Source organism: Pseudomonas idahonensis, assembly GCF_037903935.1.
In the GTDB taxonomy this organism is placed as follows: domain Bacteria; phylum Pseudomonadota; class Gammaproteobacteria; order Pseudomonadales; family Pseudomonadaceae; genus Aquipseudomonas; species Aquipseudomonas danubii.
In genome coordinates this window covers 3,966,464-3,983,178 of the sequence record NZ_CP149586.1, presented here as the reverse complement: position 1 = coordinate 3,983,178, position 16,715 = coordinate 3,966,464, and the positions used below count along the sequence as shown (strand labels likewise).

Genomic DNA, 16,715 nt, shown 5'->3' with positions numbered 1-16,715 from the left:
CCGCGAGACTGGAAGCGGCAGCGGGCGCCGCTTCAAGACTGGCCGTCGATGATCGCCGCGGCCACGGTCTGGCGGAACCAGGTCAGGGCGGCGGAGCTGTCGCTGTTGGGGTGCCAGTGCAGGGACACGTCGAATTCCCCCACCGGGAACGGCAGATCCAGTTGCTGCAGGCCGCCTTCAAGGATGAACAGGCGGGCGATCTGCGCCGGCAGCACCGCCAGCAGGTCGGTGCCGGGCAGGATCTTGGGCAGCACCGAGAAGTGCGGCACCTGCAGGCTGATGCGGCGCTTGGCGTTCATCTGCTTGAGCACGTCCTCGACGCTGCCGTGGCCGGTGGTGCGGGTCACGGCGATGTGCCGCTCGGCGAGGAACTGCTCCAGGCTCAGCTGGGTGCCGATGCGCGGGTGGCGGTCGCTGAGAAGGCACACGTAGCGCTCGCGGATCAGCACCTGGCTGCGGGTGCCGGTCAGGGGCTTGCGGCAGATCAGCGCGTCGACCTTGGCGCTGCTCAGCCATTCGCCGGCCTGATCCACCTGCAACGGCAGGACCTCGACTTCGGCCTCTGGCGCTTGCTGGTTCAGGCGCGCCAGGATCAGCGGCAAGAAACCCATTTCGCCGAGGTCGGAGAGGGCGATGCGAAAGCGTCGCTCGGTGGTGGCCGGGTCGAAGCGGCGGGTGCTGTGCACGGTGTTTTCGATCCGCGTCAGGGATTGGCGAAGGGGCGGGTACAGCTCATCGGCCAGTTGGCTGGGCTGGATGCCGTCGCGGGTGCGGCTGAACAGGCCGTCGTCGAACAGCTCGCGCAGCCGCGCCAGGGCGTAGCTGACCGAGGGCTGGGTGACGAACAGGCGCTCGGCGGCCAGGGTCACGCTGCGGGCCTCATAGAGGGTGACGAAGGTGCGGATCAGGTTCAGATCGATGTGGCTCATGTTGCCTCATGGATATAGATGGATCTTATTTTTAATAAAAATAGTATCGATTTGATCAATTTCATCGCGGCTGCAAGAGTAACTCAAATTCTAAAAAAGCAGCGGCAAAGGTCCCTATGAAAACCGTCCATAGCGCTTCCTACGACATCCTCCGGCAACACGGCCTGACCACGGTGTTCGGTAACCCGGGTTCCAACGAGCTGCCCTTTCTCAAGGGCTTTCCTGAAGACTTCCGCTACATCCTCGGCCTGCATGAAGGCGCGGTGGTCGGCATGGCCGACGGCTTCGCCCTGGCCAGTGGCCGGCCGGCCTTCGTCAACCTGCACGCGGCGGCGGGCACCGGCAACGGCATGGGGGCGCTGACCAATGCCTGGTACTCCCACAGCCCGCTGGTGATCACCGCCGGCCAGCAGGTGCGTTCGATGATCGGTGTCGAAGCCATGCTGGCCAATGTCGATGCCGCACAGCTGCCCAAGCCCCTGGTCAAGTGGAGCCATGAACCGGCTTGCGCCGAGGATGTGCCCCGGGCCCTGAGCCAGGCCATCCATATGGCCAGCCAGGCGCCCAAGGGCCCGGTGTACCTGTCGATTCCCTACGACGACTGGGCCCGTCCGGCACCGGCCGGGGTCGAGCATCTGGCCCGGCGGCAGGTGGCCAGCGCCGGGCTGCCCGCGGCGGCGCAATTGCGCCATCTGGTGCAGCGCCTGGCGGCGGCGCGTAACCCGGTGCTGGTGTTGGGGCCGGATGTGGACGGCAGCCAGAGCAACCACCTGGCGGTGCAACTGGCGGAACGACTCGGTATGCCGGCCTGGGTCGCGCCGTCCGCGTCCCGCTGCCCGTTTCCGACCCGCCACCCGAGCTTTCGCGGGGTGCTGCCGGCCGCCATCGCCGGCATCAGTCGCTGCCTGGCGGAGCATGACCTGATCCTGGTGGTGGGCGCCCCGGTGTTCCGTTATCACCAGTTCGCCCCGGGGGACTACCTGCCCGAGGGCACTGAGCTGCTGCACATCACCTGCGACCCGGCCGAGGCGGCGCGGGCGCCGATGGGCGATGCGCTGGTGGGGGACATCGCCGAGACCTTGCAGGCCCTGGTCTGGGCGCTGCCGGAGTGCGACCGGCCGCAGCCGGCAGCCTTGCCAGCGCCTGCGCCGGTCGCGGAAAGCGGCGGCCTGCTGCGCCCGGAAACCGTGTTCGATGTGATCAACGAGCTGGCGCCCAAGGACGCGATCTACGTCAAGGAATCCACCTCCACCGTCGGTGCCTTCTGGCAGCGGGTGGAGATGCGTGAACCCGGCAGTTACTACTTTCCGGCGGCTGGTGGCCTGGGCTTCGGCCTGCCGGCGGCGGTGGGGGTGCAACTGGCCCGGCCCGAGCGGCGGGTGATCGGCATCATCGGCGACGGCTCGGCCAACTACGGCATCACCGCGCTGTGGACCGCGGCCCAGTACCAGATTCCGGTGGTGTTCATCATCCTCAAGAACGGCACCTACGGCGCCTTGCGCTGGTTCGCCGATGTCCTGCAGGTCGATGACGCACCGGGGCTGGATGTGCCCGGCCTGGACTTCTGCGCCATCGGCCGCGGCTATGGCGTGCACGCGGTGAAGGCCAATACCCGCGAGGAATTTGCCGAGGCCTTGAGCGCGGCCTTGGCGGGCCAGCGCCCGGTGCTGATCGAGGTGCCGACCCTGACCATCGAACCCTGAGGACTGTCTTGTTGCCGGGCCAGCTGCCCGGCCGTGCCCACCGCAGCTTGCGGACTCACCAGAAGAATAAAAAGAGGTGGTTATGAACACGACTACGGTCATTGCAGCGATCGACAATGCGCCCCAGCCGGCGCGCTCCGCTGCCTCCCATGCCGACATCGGCACCTTGCTCGACCATGGCCCCTTCACCGGCATGCAGAAGCTGGTGGTGTTCCTGGCGGCGCTGTCCATCGTCATGGACGGCTTCGACGGCCAACTGATCGGTTTCGCCATTCCGCTGATGATCAAGGAGTGGGGCATCACCCGCGAGGCGTTCGCCCCGGCGGTGGCGGCCGGGCTCATCGGCATGGGCATCGGCAGTGCCTGTGCCGGGCTGTTCGCCGACCGTTTCGGCCGGCGCATGGCGGTCATCGCCAGCGTGTTCGTGTTCGGCGCGGCCACCTGCGCCATTGGCCTGGCGCCCAATGCGCTGGCGGTGGCGGTGCTGCGCTTTATCGCCGGGCTGGGCATCGGTGGCGCGCTGCCCAGCGCGACCACGGTGACGGCCGAATTCACCCCGGCGCGGCGGCGCACCCTGGCGGTGACCGCGACCATTGTCTGCGTGCCCCTGGGCGGGATGCTGGCGGGGCTGTTCGCGTCCCATGTGTTGCCGCTGTATGGCTGGCGCACGCTGTTCTTCATTGGTGGCAGCCTGCCCATCGTGCTGGGCTTCGTGTTGCTGGCGACGCTGCCGGAGTCGCCGCGTTTCCTGGCGCGTCGACCGCAGCGCTGGGTTGAGTTGAACGCCCTGCTGGGGCGCATGGGGCGGCCCATGGCCTCGGGGGTGAGCTACAGCGATGCCCTGGAGCAGAAGAGCGAGAAGCAGGGCGGTTTCCGCGCCTTGTTCGCCCAGGGCTACGGACGCGACACCCTGGCCCTCTGGGTGGCCTTCTTCATGTGCCTGACCGCGGTCTACAGCGCCTTCAGCTGGCTACCGACCATGCTCCTGGCCGAAGGCCTGGAGCTGTCGGTGGCCGGTTCCGGGTTGACCGCCTACAACCTCGGCGGGGTCATCGGTGCGCTGGTCTGTGCGCTGGCCATCACCCGTTGGGGCTCGTTCTGGCCGCTGCTGATCTGCTGTGCCGGGGGCGCGGCCAGCGCCTTCCTGCTGCAGGTGGTGGATATCCACCAGAACACCGGTCTGCTGATTTTCGGTTTCGGCGTGCACGGCCTGTTCGTCAATGCGGTGCAGTCCACCATGTACGCGCTGTGCGCCTTCATCTACCCGACCGGCGTGCGCGCTACCGGCACCGCTTCGGCCCTGGCCTTCGGGCGCCTGGGGGCGATCCTCAGTGCCTTCGCCGGGGCCCTGGTGATCACCCAGGGCGGGGCCCATGGGTACCTGACTCTGCTGGGCTCGGTGATGCTCATGGCCTTGCTCGCGCTGCTGATCGTGCGCCGGCACATTCCCCGGCGCCTGCCGGGCCAGTCATGAACGCAGTCCTTGAAACGGCCATTCAATCAGGAGGTTCGATGCACATCACCATTCTCGGCGCGGGCGCCATGGGTTCGCTGTTTGGCGGCCTGCTGGCGGAAAGCGGGCAGCAGGTAACGCTGCTGGACATCAATGACGCGCACCTTGCGGCGATCCAGCGCGATGGCCTGTTGCTGGCGACCGACCACGGCGAGCGGCGCATCACCGGCCTCAATGCTTGCCGCCCGGAACAGGCCAGCGGGCACCCGGACCTGTTGCTGGTCTTCACCAAGACCCTGCACACCGACAGCGCCTTGCGCAGTGTGGCCGGGCATATCGCCGGGCACACCCGGGTGCTGACCCTGCAGAACGGCCTGGGCAACGCCGAAGCCTTGTCGCGGCATGTGGCCCCGCGGCAGGTGCTGATCGGCATGACCAACTGGCCGGCCGACATGGTCGGGCCGGGGCAGGTGCATTCCCACGGCCAGGGCATGGTCCGGATGCTGGCCCTCGACGAGGGTGAGCGCCAGGCCAGCACAGAGGTGGCGGCGGTGCTGGACGCGGCCGGGCTCAACTGCGCGGTGGACCCCGAGGTCTGGACTTCGATCTGGGAGAAGGTCGCCTTCAACGCCGCTTTGAACAGCCTGTGCGCGGCCACTGGTTGCACCGTGGGCCAGTTGGACGTGGCGCCGGAAGGCGTGGCGCTGGCCCGGGCCATCGTCATGGAGGTGGTGGCCGTGGCCGGCACCCGGGGGATAGTGCTGGATGCCCAGCGCTGCCTGGATAGCGTGGCCTTTGCCATGGCCAACCACCGCACCCACAAGCCCTCGATGCTGCAGGACGTGCTGGCCGGGCGGCCCACGGAAATCGGCGCGATCAACGGCCAGGTAGTGGCCCGGGCGCGAGAGGCGGGGGTGGCGGTGCCCCACACCGAAACCCTGCTCGGTCTGCTGCGGCTGATCGAACAACGCGCTGCCGTGTAGATACCGGCTTGCCGGCGAAGAGGGCCTTGGGTCTTGTGTGTTTCTTGCGGGCGTCTTCGCTGGCAAGCCAGCTCCTACACAAGCCCGCGCCCATACAAGCCGGTTTTTGGGTGACACATCGGTTTATGCATGCTGTTCCATGAGGAGATTTTTCATGAGTGAATCCAACGCGGTCTATCGCGATCTGCATCTGCAACCCATCGCCGGACAGTGGCGCGCCGGTGCCGTCGGCAAGACCCTGGCGGTGACCAATCCGTTTGACGGCGCGCTGTTGCTGGAAGTGGCCCAGGCCAACCGCAGCGACCTGGATGCGGCCTATGCCAAGGCCGCCCAGGTGCAGCCGCAATGGGCGGCCCTGGGCCCGTCGCAGCGCGCGGCGGTGCTGCATCGGGCGGTGGCGATCTTCGACCAGCGCCAGGAAGAGATCGTCGACTGGATCATCCGCGAATCCGGCAGCACGCGGATCAAGGCCCTGGCCGAATGGGGCGCGGCGCGGGCCATTACCCTGGAGGCAGCGTCGTTCCCGGCGCGGGTCCATGGGCGGATTGTCGAGTCCGATGTGCCAGGCAAGGAAAGCCGCGTCTACCGCAGCGCCCTGGGGGTGGTGGGGGTGATCAGCCCGTGGAACTTCCCGCTGCACCTGACCCAGCGTTCCATCGCCCCGGCCCTGGCCCTGGGCAACGCGGTGGTGGTCAAGCCGGCCAGCGATACCCCGGTGTGCGGCGGCCTGCTGCTGGCCAGGATCTTCGAGGAAGCGGGGCTGCCCGCCGGGGTGTTCAGTGTGGTGGTGGGGGCCGGCAGCGAGATTGGCGATGCTTTTGTCGAGCACCCGGTGCCGGCGCTGATCACCTTCACCGGCTCGACCCCGGTGGGGCGCGGTATCGGCCGCATCGCCAGTGGTGGCGAGCATCTCAAGCATGTGGCTCTGGAGCTGGGAGGCAACAGCCCGTTCGTGGTGCTCGACGATGCTGACCTTGAGCAAGCGGTGAACGCCGCGGTGTTCGGCAAGTTCCTGCACCAGGGGCAGATCTGCATGGCGATCAACCGGATCATCGTCGATGAACGGCTGTACGACGCCTTTGCCCAGCGCTTCGTGGCCCGGGTCAAGCAGCTCAAGGTGGGTGATCCGCAATCGCTGGAGACCGTGATCGGCCCGGTGATCAACGCCCGCCAGTTGCAGGGCCTTCAGGACAAGATCGCCCTGGCCCGCGAGCAGGGCGCCGAGCCACTGTACGAGGGCGGTGCGAACGGCAATCTGCTGGCGCCCCATGTGTACGGCGAGGTGCGCGCCGACATGGACCTGGCGCGCCATGAAATATTCGGCCCGCTGGTGGGGCTGCTGCGCGCCCGGGACGAAGCCCATGCCCTGGAGCTGGCCAATGCCAGCGAGTTTGGCCTGTCCAGCGCGGTGTTCACCGGCAACCTGGAACGCGGGGTGAACTTCGCCCGCCAGGTGCGCGCCGGCATGACTCACATCAACGATGTGCCGGTGAACGATGAGGCCAACGCGCCTTTCGGGGGCGAGAAGAACTCCGGGCTGGGGCGCTTCAACGGCGACTGGGCGATCGACGAATTCACCCGGGACCACTGGATCAGCCTGCAACACCGGCCGCGTCAGTATCCCTTCTGATCCGGCCCTCTGAATAACCCCCGGCCGCCCAGGCCGGGTTTTTTGCGCATCCGTGAGTGGACGGGCCGTTGCCGGCCTGTCGGGGCACGGCTGCGCCTATGCAAAGCGGAGAACAATAATAATGAACACCCGTCATCCGATGCTGTGCCGTTCCCTGGTCGGGGCTTGCCTGTCTGCGGGCCTGTGCGGCCCTTCCTGGGCTGGCGACGACAGTGGTTTCTTCGAGGGGAGCAAGACCGACCTGCTGTTGCGCAACTACTACTTCAACCGGGATTTTCGCGACCACGACGCGCCCAAGGGGCAGATCGAGGAGTGGGCCCAAGGCTTCATCCTCAAGTTCAGTTCTGGTTACACCCCAGGCACCGTGGGGGTTGGCCTGGATGCCATCGGCCTGTTCGGCCTCAAGCTCGACAGCAGCCGCCAGGTCAGCGGTTCGGAGTTGCTGCCGGTGCACGACGATGGCCGCGCCGCGGATAATTTCGGCCGCGCCGGGGCGGCCTTGAAGGCGCGGATTTCCGCCACCGAGTTCAAGCTCGGCGAACTGCTGCCGGATGTGCCGCTGCTGCGCTATGACGATGGCCGCCTGCTGCCGCAGACCTTTCGCGGGGCCATGCTGGTGTCCCGCGAGATTGACGGCCTGGGCCTGCAGGCCGGGCAGTACCGGGCCGTGAGCCTGCGCAACTCGTCAGACATGCAGGACCTGTCGGCCTGGGCCGCGCCTGGGGTGAAGTCCGATGGTTTCAACTATGTGGGTGCCGACTACCGCTTCAACCAGCAGCGCACCCTGTTCGGCGCCTGGCATTCGCAACTGCAGGACATCTACCGCCAGAGCTACTTCAACCTGCAGCACAAACAGCCGGTGGGCGATTGGGTGCTGGGGGGCAACCTGGGTTACTTCATCGATCGCGACGATGGCAGCGCGCGCATCGGCCGCATCGACAGCCACACCGCCTATGGCCTGTTCTCCGCGGCGAGGGCCGGGCACACGCTGTACCTGGGGGTGCAGAAGGTCAGTGGCGACAGCCCCTGGATGTCGGTCTACGGCAGCAGCGGCCGGACCCTGGGCAACGACATGTTCAACGGCAACTTCAGCAACGCCGGCGAGCGTTCCTGGCAACTGCGCTACGACTATGACTTCGCCGCTTCCGGGGTTCCCGGGCTACTGGCCATGGTGCGTTACGGGCGTGGCGACAACGCCACCACCAAGGCCGGCAAGGATGGCCATGAGTGGGAGCGCGATACCGAAATCGGCTACACCCTGCAGAGCGGCAGCCTGAAGAACCTCAGCCTGCGGCTGAACAACGCCACCAACCGGCGCAGCTTCAACAGCGACTTCGACCAGACCCGGTTGATCGTCAGTTACCCGCTGTCGTTGTGAAAAACCTGTAGCCGCTGCCGAAGGCTGCGAACGGCTTGGGCGGCATTCCGACGCAGCAGGCGCGGCGATTCCAAGGGCGCTGGAGGTTCGGCGGGAGATCGTCAGGCAAGGTCCTGCGGACCTTTGCGCAGCTTCGCAGGCTCAGCAGCGGCTACAGGGTGTGTCGGGATGCGTGTTGTGGTGGGCTCTGCGTTATGATGGCCGCCCGTTTTTTCAGGAAGCTGCCCGCATGAGTAAACCCGGTCAAACGGTGCTGGTCGCGCTGCGCAAGATGATCGCCTCGGGCGAGCTGGCGGCAGGCGAGCGCTTGATGGAAGTGCCGACCGCCGAGCGCTTCGGGGTGTCGCGCATGCCAGTGCGCATGGCCTTTCGCACCCTGGAGCAGGAAGGCCTCTTGGTGCGTTTCGGTGGCCGCGGGTTTCAGGTGCGCTCGGTCAGCGCCGAGGACATCGCCGGGGCGGTGGAGGTGCGTGGTGTGCTGGAAGGCCTGGCGGCGCGCCAGACCGCCGAGCGCGGGCTGTCGGCCGAGGGCCGTGCGATCCTTGAGCGCTGTCTGGTCGAGGGCGATGCGCTGTTCGACAAGGGCTATGTCAACGAGGAAGACCTGGAGGTCTATCACGACCTCAATATGCGTTTTCACCAGGTGATCGTGGCGGGCAGCGGCAACCCGGCGATCGCCGATGCCCTGGCGCGAAACGACCATCTGCCGTTCGCCTCGGTCACCGCCCTGGCGGTGGATCGCCAGGACATGGCCCGGGAATACCGGCGCTTCAACTACGCCCATATGCAGCATCACTCGGTGTTCGACGCCCTGGTCAACGGCCAGGGCGCGCGGGCCGAAGCGCTGATGCGCGAGCATGCCAACGCCACCTTGCGTTACGCCGAGATCTTCGGCTCGGCGCTGGCCGATGAGCGCATGAAGCTGATCCTGCCCTCGCCGTGAGTGGCGCTAGAGGTCCAGCACCAGCAACGGGGTTTTGGCCCGGGAGCAGCAGGGCGTGAACTGATCGTTGCGCGCCTGTTCGTCCTCGGTGAGGAACAGGTCGCGGTGCTCCGGCACCCCCTCCAGCACCCGGGTCAGACAGGTGCCGCAGATCCCTTGTTCGCAGGAAATCGCCACCTCGATGCCCTGGTCCTGCAGCACCTGGACCACGTTGCGATCGGCCGGCACCTGGAACACCTGTCCGCTGCTGGCCAGCCTGACCGCAAAACTGCCATCGGCGCTGTGGTCCACGGGCGCGGCGCTGAAATATTCGCGATGCAGGCAGTGTTCCTTCCAGCCCAGGGCTTGGGCGCTGTCCAGCACGTATTGCATGAAACCGCCGGGGCCGCAGACATACAGGTGCACATCATCCTGTGGCTCGGCCAAGGCGTGAGCGATATCCAGGGCAGTCTCGGGCTGTTCGTCGAAATGCAGGCTGACCCGCTCGGCGAAAGGCGATTGCCGCAGGCGCTGGACAAAGGCTGCGCGCTCGGCCGAGCGCGCGCAGTAATGCAGCTGGAAATCCGCGCCGTTGTGGGCCAGTTGCTCGGCCATGCTGAGGATCGGGGTAATGCCGATGCCGCCGGCGAACAGCAGGCTGCGCCGCGCGCCGGGGGCCAGGGCAAACAGGTTGCGCGGCGCGCTGATGCGCAGGCGCGCGCCCACCTGCAGCTCTTGGTGCAGGCTGCTTGAGCCGCCTCGCGAGGCGGGATCCTTGAGCACCCCGATCAGGTAGCGGTGGCGTTCTTCGGGGTGGTTGCACAAGGAGTATTGGCGCACCAGGCCGTTGGCCAGGTGCACGTCGATATGGGCGCCGGCGCTGAAGGCGGGCAGGGGGCTTGCGTCGGCCGTGGCCAGTTCGAAGCTGCAGATGTCCAGGGCTTCGTCGTGGCGCGCGACCACCAGTACGTCGATCATCATCGGTCCTCGCCGGTGGCGGCATCCGCGCCACCAGCCTGTCGGGTTCGGGGGAGGGCTTAACGGCTTGCCGCGATCAGCGCTTCTCGGGGCTCGCGCTCCTGGGCGATCAGGCGTTCCAGCACCCGTCGCGACTGCACGCCGCCGGCGTCGATGTTCAGCTTGAGCAGGCTGCGCTGGGGTTGGGCGAGCAGGTTCTGCTGCTGGCGTTCGAGCATCTCCAGGTCTTCGCTGAAAATCTTGCCCTGGCCTTCGCGGATGCTCTCGGTGAGCGCCTGGTCCTGGGGATTGAAGTTGCGCGCCATGCCCCAGAAGTACCAGATCGAGGTGTCGCTTTCGGGGGTGATGAAATCCACCACGATGCTCGACGCCTTGTACTGCGCAGGGGCGTCGTAGCCACCGTGGCCGGCATGGGCCACGCCGACTTCGATCAGCACATGACTGGGCGGGCTGAAGCGGCAGATCTGCCAGCGGTCCACCGGCACGTCGTCGGCCAGCTGGTTGCCGCGCAAGGCCATGCGCCAGAAGGGCGGCGGCATGACGTTGTGCATGTGCCGGGCGGTGACCACCTGATCGCCGTCCACTGTGGTCTGTGGTGGCGCCTCGTCGATCTCCTTCTGGCCGATGCTGGAGGCGTGGACGTAGGTTTCGTGGGTCAGGTCCATCAGGTTGTCGATCATCAGCCGGTAGTCGCACTGGATGTGGAACAACCCGCCGCCATAGGCCCACTGATCGTTGTCGGCCCATTCCAGGTGATGGATCAGCGCCGGGTCGGCCAGGGCCTGATCGCCGGGCCAGACCCAGATGAAACCGTAGCGCTCGACCGCGGCGAAGGTCTTGTTGCAGGGGAAGCCGCGAACCCGTTGGCCGGGCATCTCCACGGTCTTGCCGTCGCAGCCCATCACCAGGCCGTGGTAACCGCACACCAGGTTGCCGTTCTCGACATAACCCAGCGACAGCGGGGCGCCACGATGGGGGCAGAAATCCTCGACGGCGGCGACCCGACCTTCATGGGCGCGGTAGAACACCATTCGTTCGCCGCAGATCTGCCGGCCCAGGGGCTTGTCCTGCAATTCATCGGGGGTGCAGGCAACGTACCAGGCATTCTTGGGGTACATGACGTCTCTCCAGGCGTTTGTTGTTTTTATTTAATGGATCCATTAAATGGTTCGCGCTCTGATGGTGTCAAACAAATACGTTGATTTAGTGTTCGGTAATCGGCTGTTTATCGGGACTTTTAGGTTTATGGATCCATTGAGCGTGTAGCTGGGCATGGTTCGCGCCAGGGTCGGGGCGGGGCGGCGTGTGGCGTGGTGCAGGCAGGGCGCAGCGCCAGGGGCGGGAGTCTGGCGGCTGCGGTAGCGGGAGGCGGCTGTGGGAGGTGGGGCGCTCAGCGCCGTTGCAGGCTGTCCTGCAGGCGCTGGATGCCTTCTTCGAGCATGGCCCGCGGGCAACCGAAGTTCAGGCGCACGAATTGCCCGCAGTCGTCACCGAACTCGAGTCCGGCGCTGAGGCCGACCTTGGCTTCCTTGAGGAAGTAGTCGTGGGGATCGTCCAGCCCCAGCTCGCTGCAGTCGAGCCAGGCCAGGTAGGTGCCTTGTGGGGCGTGCATGCGGATGCCCGGCAAGCGGGTCTGCACCGCGTGCAGCAGGTAGTCACGGTTGTCCTGCAGGTAGCCGAGCAGCGCCTGCAGCCAGGGGCCGCCGTGGGTCAGGGCGGCCTGGGTCGCCTCCAGGCCCAGGGGGCTGACGCTGTCCACCATGCCGGCGCGGGCGTTGTTGAAGGCCAGGCGGGTGGCCGGGTCCTGGACGATGGCGAAGCAGGTCTTCATCCCGGCGATGTTGTAGGCCTTGCTCGCCGACATCAGGGTGATGGTGCGCCGGGCGATCTCCGGGCTCAGGGACGCGGTGGGAATATGCCGGCGTCCGTCGAAGCACAGCTGGGCATGGATCTCGTCGGAAATGATCAGTGCGCCCTGATCCAGGCAGGCGTTGGCCACGGCTTGCAGTTCTTCCCGGGGGAAGACCTTGCCCAAGGGATTGTGGGGGTTGCTCAGGAGCATCGCGCCAGCACCTTGCAAGGCCTGGCGCAGTGCGTCCATGGGGGTGACATAGGTGCCTTGCTCGGTGAGCTGGAACGGCACTTCGACCTTGTCCAGGCGCCAGTTGTCCGGGGCCATGCGCAGCGGGCGGTAGTTGGGGGTCTGTACCAGCACTTTTTGCCCGGGCTGGACGAAGGCGTGCAGGGCCATGTTGAACCCGGGTTCGACCCCGGGCAGGAAGATCAACTCGTCGGGCTGCACGCGCCAGGCGTACTTGTTCCAGAGGTCGGCGACCACGGCTTCGCGCAGTTCATCCCGGGCCACGCTGTAGCCCAGCAGCGGGTGCTCGAGGCGTTGGTGCAAGGCCTGGAGAATGCCGTCCGCCACGGCAAAGTCCATGTCCGCCACCCACATGGGCAGGACGTCCTCGGGGTAGCGGCTCCATTTGGTGCTGCCGGTGCCCTGGCGCGGATGCAGGGTATCGAAATCGAAGCTCATGAGCGGGTCTCGTCGAATCGCATGGGGAAGGTGGAGGGATTCTAGCCTTCCCTGAGGGTGGCCGGCAGGCTGGGTTGGGCCAGGCCCGGGCAAAGGGGGGATTCAAGGTGAGGGAGTGGGTGCGAACAATGTGGGTTGTTTGCAGGCTGAAATATAGAAGTTGAAACGGGTGTTTATTTAAAGCGGAGTATTGTTTTTCTTTTGTTTTATGGGGTTTGTGTCAAGGCACTTTTTTCTGATTATTTGTCATTGTTTGTTTCTGGATTTTTTAAGGATTGTCTTAGGTTGTGTTTTTTAGTTGGTGTTATATGGTGTGGCGGTTATTGGAGTTGTTCAAGGTTTAAACCTAAGTGGGTATAACAATAATCGAACCGCCAAGGAGCAGGACAATGACGGCTGAAAGTGGAATTCGCTATCGTGATTATTCGGTCCCCTATCTAGTGGATGAAACCCTTCGGGAAGGAATTGAACGCACGGCCTTTCCCATTTCCGTGGACGCCAAGGTGGCGCTTCTCAAGTCCATGGCAGCAGCAGGCTTGAGAGATTTCGTGGTGGGCTGCGGGCCTGAAGAGCCGCTGGTCTGGGACCGTCTGCATCAGGCCCGGGAAGCCCATGAACTGCCCGCCGATACCCGCGCCACCTTCATCATTCTGCTCAACTGCTGGGAGACTGCTTTCGCTTACTTCCAGTCCCGCCAGCAACATCGCCAGTGGATCGCCGACACCGTGTTCAGCTTCGGCATGATCACCTACAGACAGGGCGAGCGGGAGTTCGAGCGGGCCATCGAGGCGTTCCGCAGCATCGGTGCCGTCCGATTCAAGGCCAGCGTGCTCAATAATTTTCGCCAGGGCGTGTCTGAGCCGCGCTATGGCGAAATCTGCCGGCAAATCGACTGGGCTGCCAGCCTGGGGGTGGAGATCATCAGGATCAACGATTCGGTGGGCTCGCTGCAGCCCCATGTGACCCAGTGGCTGTGTTCGAAGCTGGTCAAGGATTACCCCCGGCTGGTGTTTTGCCTGCATGCCCATAACGACAACGGACTGGCCCTTGCCAATACCATGCAAGCCATTCACTCGGGCTTTCAGATGGTTGAAGGGGCGCTCGCCGGTTTTGGCAATAGATCGGGTATTGCGCCCTTGGAACAAGTGGCCAAGTTGTGCAAGACCAATAATATAAGTCTGGGCTCCTGTGAACTTGATTTGGATAAGTTGATCGATGCAGCTCATCAGTGTGAAGACGCCTTCTTGCAAGTGCCCAGTGTTTATCGGCCGGTGAGTGGCAAGTTGGAAACACTTTCCAATTACGGTGTTCTGAATATTCCGGACTTTCTTGAAACTCAGGATGAGAAGAGTTACTTCGTCAACTATGTCGGCCTGCATCCGCAAACCATTCGCCAGGCCCTGAGACACTATTCAACGGCAGGGCTGAATGTGGCGACGATGGCCGATGCGGACCTGTGGCCCATAGTGGAGAGCCTGAAAGTGGAGATGCGGGCCTCGATGAAGGACATCGAGTCCCACTATCGGCGGGTCATGGGCGGGGTGATGGATTTCTACCGCGCCTCGACCTACACCCCCCGGCAACTGGCGCAGTATGCCGAACGGTGGATTGTTCGGGGGCATGCTGCTCATGGATAAGGTCTTTACGGTGGTGATGCCGTTGTTTGCCATGATCTTCGCCGGCTATTGGATAGTGCGGATCGGGGTCATCGGCAAGGAAACGGTAAAGGGCCTGGTGGGCGTCGTGTTCTGGCTGTTCCTGCCATGCTTCATTTTCATCAAGACCCTGGGCGCTCGGGACCATGGCGAGCTGGATTGGGGGCTGCTCAGCGCCTACTACCTGGCTTGCCTGGTGACCTTCATCATCGCTGCGGTAGGTGGCTGGCTGATCTGGGGCGGCAATGGGCGCATAGCCGGCCTGCGTGGGTTGTCGTCCATCTCGGGGGTGGTGGGGTACATGGGCTTGCCCCTGATGGTCATGGCCTTTGGCGATGAGGCGGCCTTGCCAACGTTGATGATCACCATGGCCGACAACCTGGTGATCCTGGCGGGTGGCGCATTGATCATGGAGCTCACCGCGCAACAGGAGGTGCAGGCCAAGCCGGATATCGGCCGCGTGCTGCTCACCACGACCCGTTCCATTGTCACCAACCCGCTGATCCTGGCGGTGCTGCTGGCCGTGCTGTTCATTGCCCTGCAATGGCAGTTGCCCAGTCCGCTGCAGATTTTCGCCACGCAGATGACCAACGCCACCGGGCCTTTGGCCCTGGTAGCCCTGGGCGCCGCCTTTGCCGTGCATCGCAATCAGAGCCTGATCAAGGGCGACGCCCTGGCGCTGGCACTGTTGAAGGTGGTGGTGCTGCCGGTGCTGGTGTTCGTTTCCGCCCGGTACGTGTTTGGCCTCAGCGACTTTCTGATCAAGATTGCGGTGATCATGGCGGCGTTGCCGGTGGCGGTTAACGTTTTCATCCTGGCGTCGCGCTACAAGACCTATGAGACGGAGGTCTCCAGCAGCATGCTGCTCTCCGCGGTGATGGGCATCGGGGTGATCTCGGGGTTGCTGGTCGTGCTGGACTGATGCTCAAGCCTGCCGGCACATGACCGGCCATTGCACCCTGCAAGCGTTAGGCGCTTGCGGGGTGTTTTGTTTGCCTGTCCTGCGGCGTTCGCTGCAGGGCTGATGATCCCTGCGAAAACCTGCAGCAGCTTCCCGCAAAGCAGCTTTTCCCTTGCCTGTGCCTCACAAAAACCTCGTTTCGCAACGTTCCGGGTTATGGAAACAATGAACCCCTGCATAAGCCTGCCCGACTGCCACGGGCACCTGCGGCGATGCACTGCCGATCGATTTGTTCTTCCTACAAAAACAACAGGGAGCAAGCGATGAACCGCCATTCGAGCAAGACCGCGTCCGCTCACCCCGGACCGGTTGCAAACACTCCAAGCGAACGGGGCCACAGAGCCCGCAACGGTGACGATCCGGCTACCCGGCCTTTGCTGCCAGGCGCCTTGCACCGCTGACCAAGACTCGTAGTGCCTGGTGCAGTACCGCCCGTGAATACGGTCGCTTCCAGGCTCCTGCTGTGCGGGTTCGTGCGGGCGAGCCGGCTTTCTTTGAGGATGGGTTTCATGTCCAACACCTTGCGTTGCGGCGTTGCATTGTCGTGGGTTCTGCTGTGCGCCGGGGCTTCGGCCCAGCCGCAGAATCTCACCGTCATTTCCTTTGGCGGAGCCACCAAACAGGCTCAGGAAAAAGCCTATTTCCAACCCTTCAACCAGAGCGGGGCGGCCCGGGTGTTGGCGGGGGAGTACAACGGTGAACTGTCGAAGATCAAGGCCATGGTCGATGTCGGCAAGACCAGCTGGGATGTGGTCGAAGTGGAGAGCCCGGAGCTGTTGCGCGGCTGTGACGAGGGCTTGTTCGAACCTTTGGACCTGGCTCGCTTTGGTGATCCGGCGCAGTTCGTCCCGGGCACCCTGAGCGAGTGCGGCGTGGCCACCTACGTCTGGTCGATGGTCATGGCCTTTGCTCCGCAAAAGCTGGCCAAGGCGCCCGGGTCCTGGGCCGACTTCTGGAACCTCAAGGACTTCCCCGGCAAGCGCGGTTTGCGCAAGAGCGCCAAGTACACCCTGGAAATCGCCCTGCTGGCGGACGGTGTGGCGCCGGCCCAGTTGTATCAGGTGCTCAACACCCCGCAAGGCGTGACCCGGGCCTTTGCCAAGCTGGATCAGATCAAGCCCTACATCCAGTGGTGGGAAGCCGGGGCTCAACCTCCGCAATGGCTGGTGGCCGGTGATGTGGTGATGAGCGCGGCCTACAACGGACGCATTGCCATGGCCCAGAAGGAGGGCATGCAGTTGAGTATCCTCTGGCCCCAGAGCCTGTACGATCCGGAGTACTGGGCGGTAGTCAAAGGCTCGCCGAACAAGGCCCTGGCCGAAGATTTCATCCTGTTCGCCAGCCAGCCCCAGGCGCAGAAGGTGTTCTCGCAGAACATTCCCTATGGACCGGTGCATCGTCAGGCACTGCCCCTGTTGCCTGAGGCGGTGCAGCAGCAACTGCCGACCTACGAGGCCAACCTGCGGGGCGCGCGGGCGGTGGATGCGGCGTTCTGGGTCGACCATGGCGAGGAGCTGGAGCAGCGCTTCAACGCCTGGGCGGCCCGTTGAATGCATCACTGATGCACTGAGGAAAAAAGGGCCT

At 64.7% G+C, this 16,715-nt stretch carries 13 protein-coding genes; 9 read left to right on the top strand and 4 right to left on the bottom strand.

Annotated features, from left to right (window positions below):
- Positions 1–32: 32 nt before the first annotated feature.
- Positions 33–929: a LysR family transcriptional regulator gene (locus WIN67_RS18130; RefSeq protein WP_123394407.1), complete on the bottom strand. Its 897-nt coding sequence runs from the start codon at positions 927–929 to the stop codon at positions 33–35.
- 116 nt (positions 930–1,045) lie between these two features.
- On the opposite strand from WIN67_RS18130, the gene mdlC reads away from it, so the two are divergent.
- The 6 genes from mdlC (at position 1,046) to WIN67_RS18100 (ending at position 9,019) form a co-directional block, all read left to right on the top strand.
- Positions 1,046–2,632: a benzoylformate decarboxylase gene (gene mdlC, locus WIN67_RS18125; protein WP_339069751.1), complete on the top strand. Its 1,587-nt coding sequence runs from the start codon at positions 1,046–1,048 to the stop codon at positions 2,630–2,632.
- Between the two features lie 82 nt (positions 2,633–2,714).
- Positions 2,715–4,106, top strand: a complete 1,392-nt coding sequence (locus tag WIN67_RS18120; protein ID WP_159893158.1) for an MFS transporter — start codon at positions 2,715–2,717, stop codon at positions 4,104–4,106.
- 38 nt (positions 4,107–4,144) lie between these two features.
- Positions 4,145–5,068 carry a 2-dehydropantoate 2-reductase gene (locus WIN67_RS18115; protein ID WP_339069749.1) on the top strand — a complete coding sequence of 308 codons (924 nt, stop codon included), beginning with the start codon at positions 4,145–4,147 and terminating at the stop codon, positions 5,066–5,068.
- 154 nt (positions 5,069–5,222) lie between these two features.
- Positions 5,223–6,698, top strand: coding sequence for an aldehyde dehydrogenase family protein (locus WIN67_RS18110; RefSeq protein ID WP_159893162.1), 1,476 nt, complete (start codon positions 5,223–5,225; stop codon positions 6,696–6,698).
- Positions 6,699–6,819: 121 nt separating this feature from the next.
- Positions 6,820–8,076, top strand: coding sequence for an OprD family porin (locus WIN67_RS18105; protein WP_339069746.1), 1,257 nt, complete (start codon positions 6,820–6,822; stop codon positions 8,074–8,076).
- 229 nt (positions 8,077–8,305) lie between these two features.
- Positions 8,306–9,019, top strand: coding sequence for a GntR family transcriptional regulator (locus WIN67_RS18100; RefSeq protein ID WP_016966916.1), 714 nt, complete (start codon positions 8,306–8,308; stop codon positions 9,017–9,019).
- Between the two features lie 6 nt (positions 9,020–9,025).
- Here WIN67_RS18100 and WIN67_RS18095 read toward each other — a convergent pair whose 3' ends face one another.
- From WIN67_RS18095 to WIN67_RS18085, 3 genes are all read right to left on the bottom strand, one after another.
- A complete protein-coding gene (locus tag WIN67_RS18095; protein WP_339069744.1) occupies positions 9,026–9,976 on the bottom strand; it encodes a PDR/VanB family oxidoreductase in 951 nt (316 codons plus the stop codon).
- A 59-nt stretch (positions 9,977–10,035) separates the two neighbouring features.
- A complete protein-coding gene (locus WIN67_RS18090) occupies positions 10,036–11,094 on the bottom strand; it encodes an aromatic ring-hydroxylating dioxygenase subunit alpha (RefSeq protein WP_339069742.1) in 1,059 nt (352 codons plus the stop codon).
- A gap of 272 nt (positions 11,095–11,366) precedes the next feature.
- Positions 11,367–12,515 (bottom strand): PatB family C-S lyase, encoded by a 1,149-nt coding sequence (locus WIN67_RS18085; RefSeq protein ID WP_339069740.1) that lies wholly within the window; start codon positions 12,513–12,515, stop codon positions 11,367–11,369.
- Positions 12,516–12,904: 389 nt separating this feature from the next.
- Here WIN67_RS18085 and WIN67_RS18080 point away from each other — a divergent pair, with 389 nt between their 5' ends.
- The 3 genes from WIN67_RS18080 (at position 12,905) to WIN67_RS18070 (ending at position 16,681) form a co-directional block, all read left to right on the top strand.
- Positions 12,905–14,152, top strand: a complete 1,248-nt coding sequence (locus WIN67_RS18080; protein ID WP_339069738.1) for a pyruvate carboxyltransferase — start codon at positions 12,905–12,907, stop codon at positions 14,150–14,152.
- On the top strand, positions 14,145–15,092 hold the full coding sequence (locus WIN67_RS18075) for an AEC family transporter (protein ID WP_339069737.1): 948 nt from the start codon (positions 14,145–14,147) through the stop codon (positions 15,090–15,092). The genes WIN67_RS18080 and WIN67_RS18075 overlap by 8 nt, the downstream gene beginning before the upstream one ends.
- A 548-nt stretch (positions 15,093–15,640) precedes the next feature.
- Positions 15,641–16,681 carry an ABC transporter substrate-binding protein gene (locus WIN67_RS18070; RefSeq protein ID WP_339069735.1) on the top strand — a complete coding sequence of 347 codons (1,041 nt, stop codon included), beginning with the start codon at positions 15,641–15,643 and terminating at the stop codon, positions 16,679–16,681.
- Positions 16,682–16,715 lie beyond the last annotated feature (34 nt).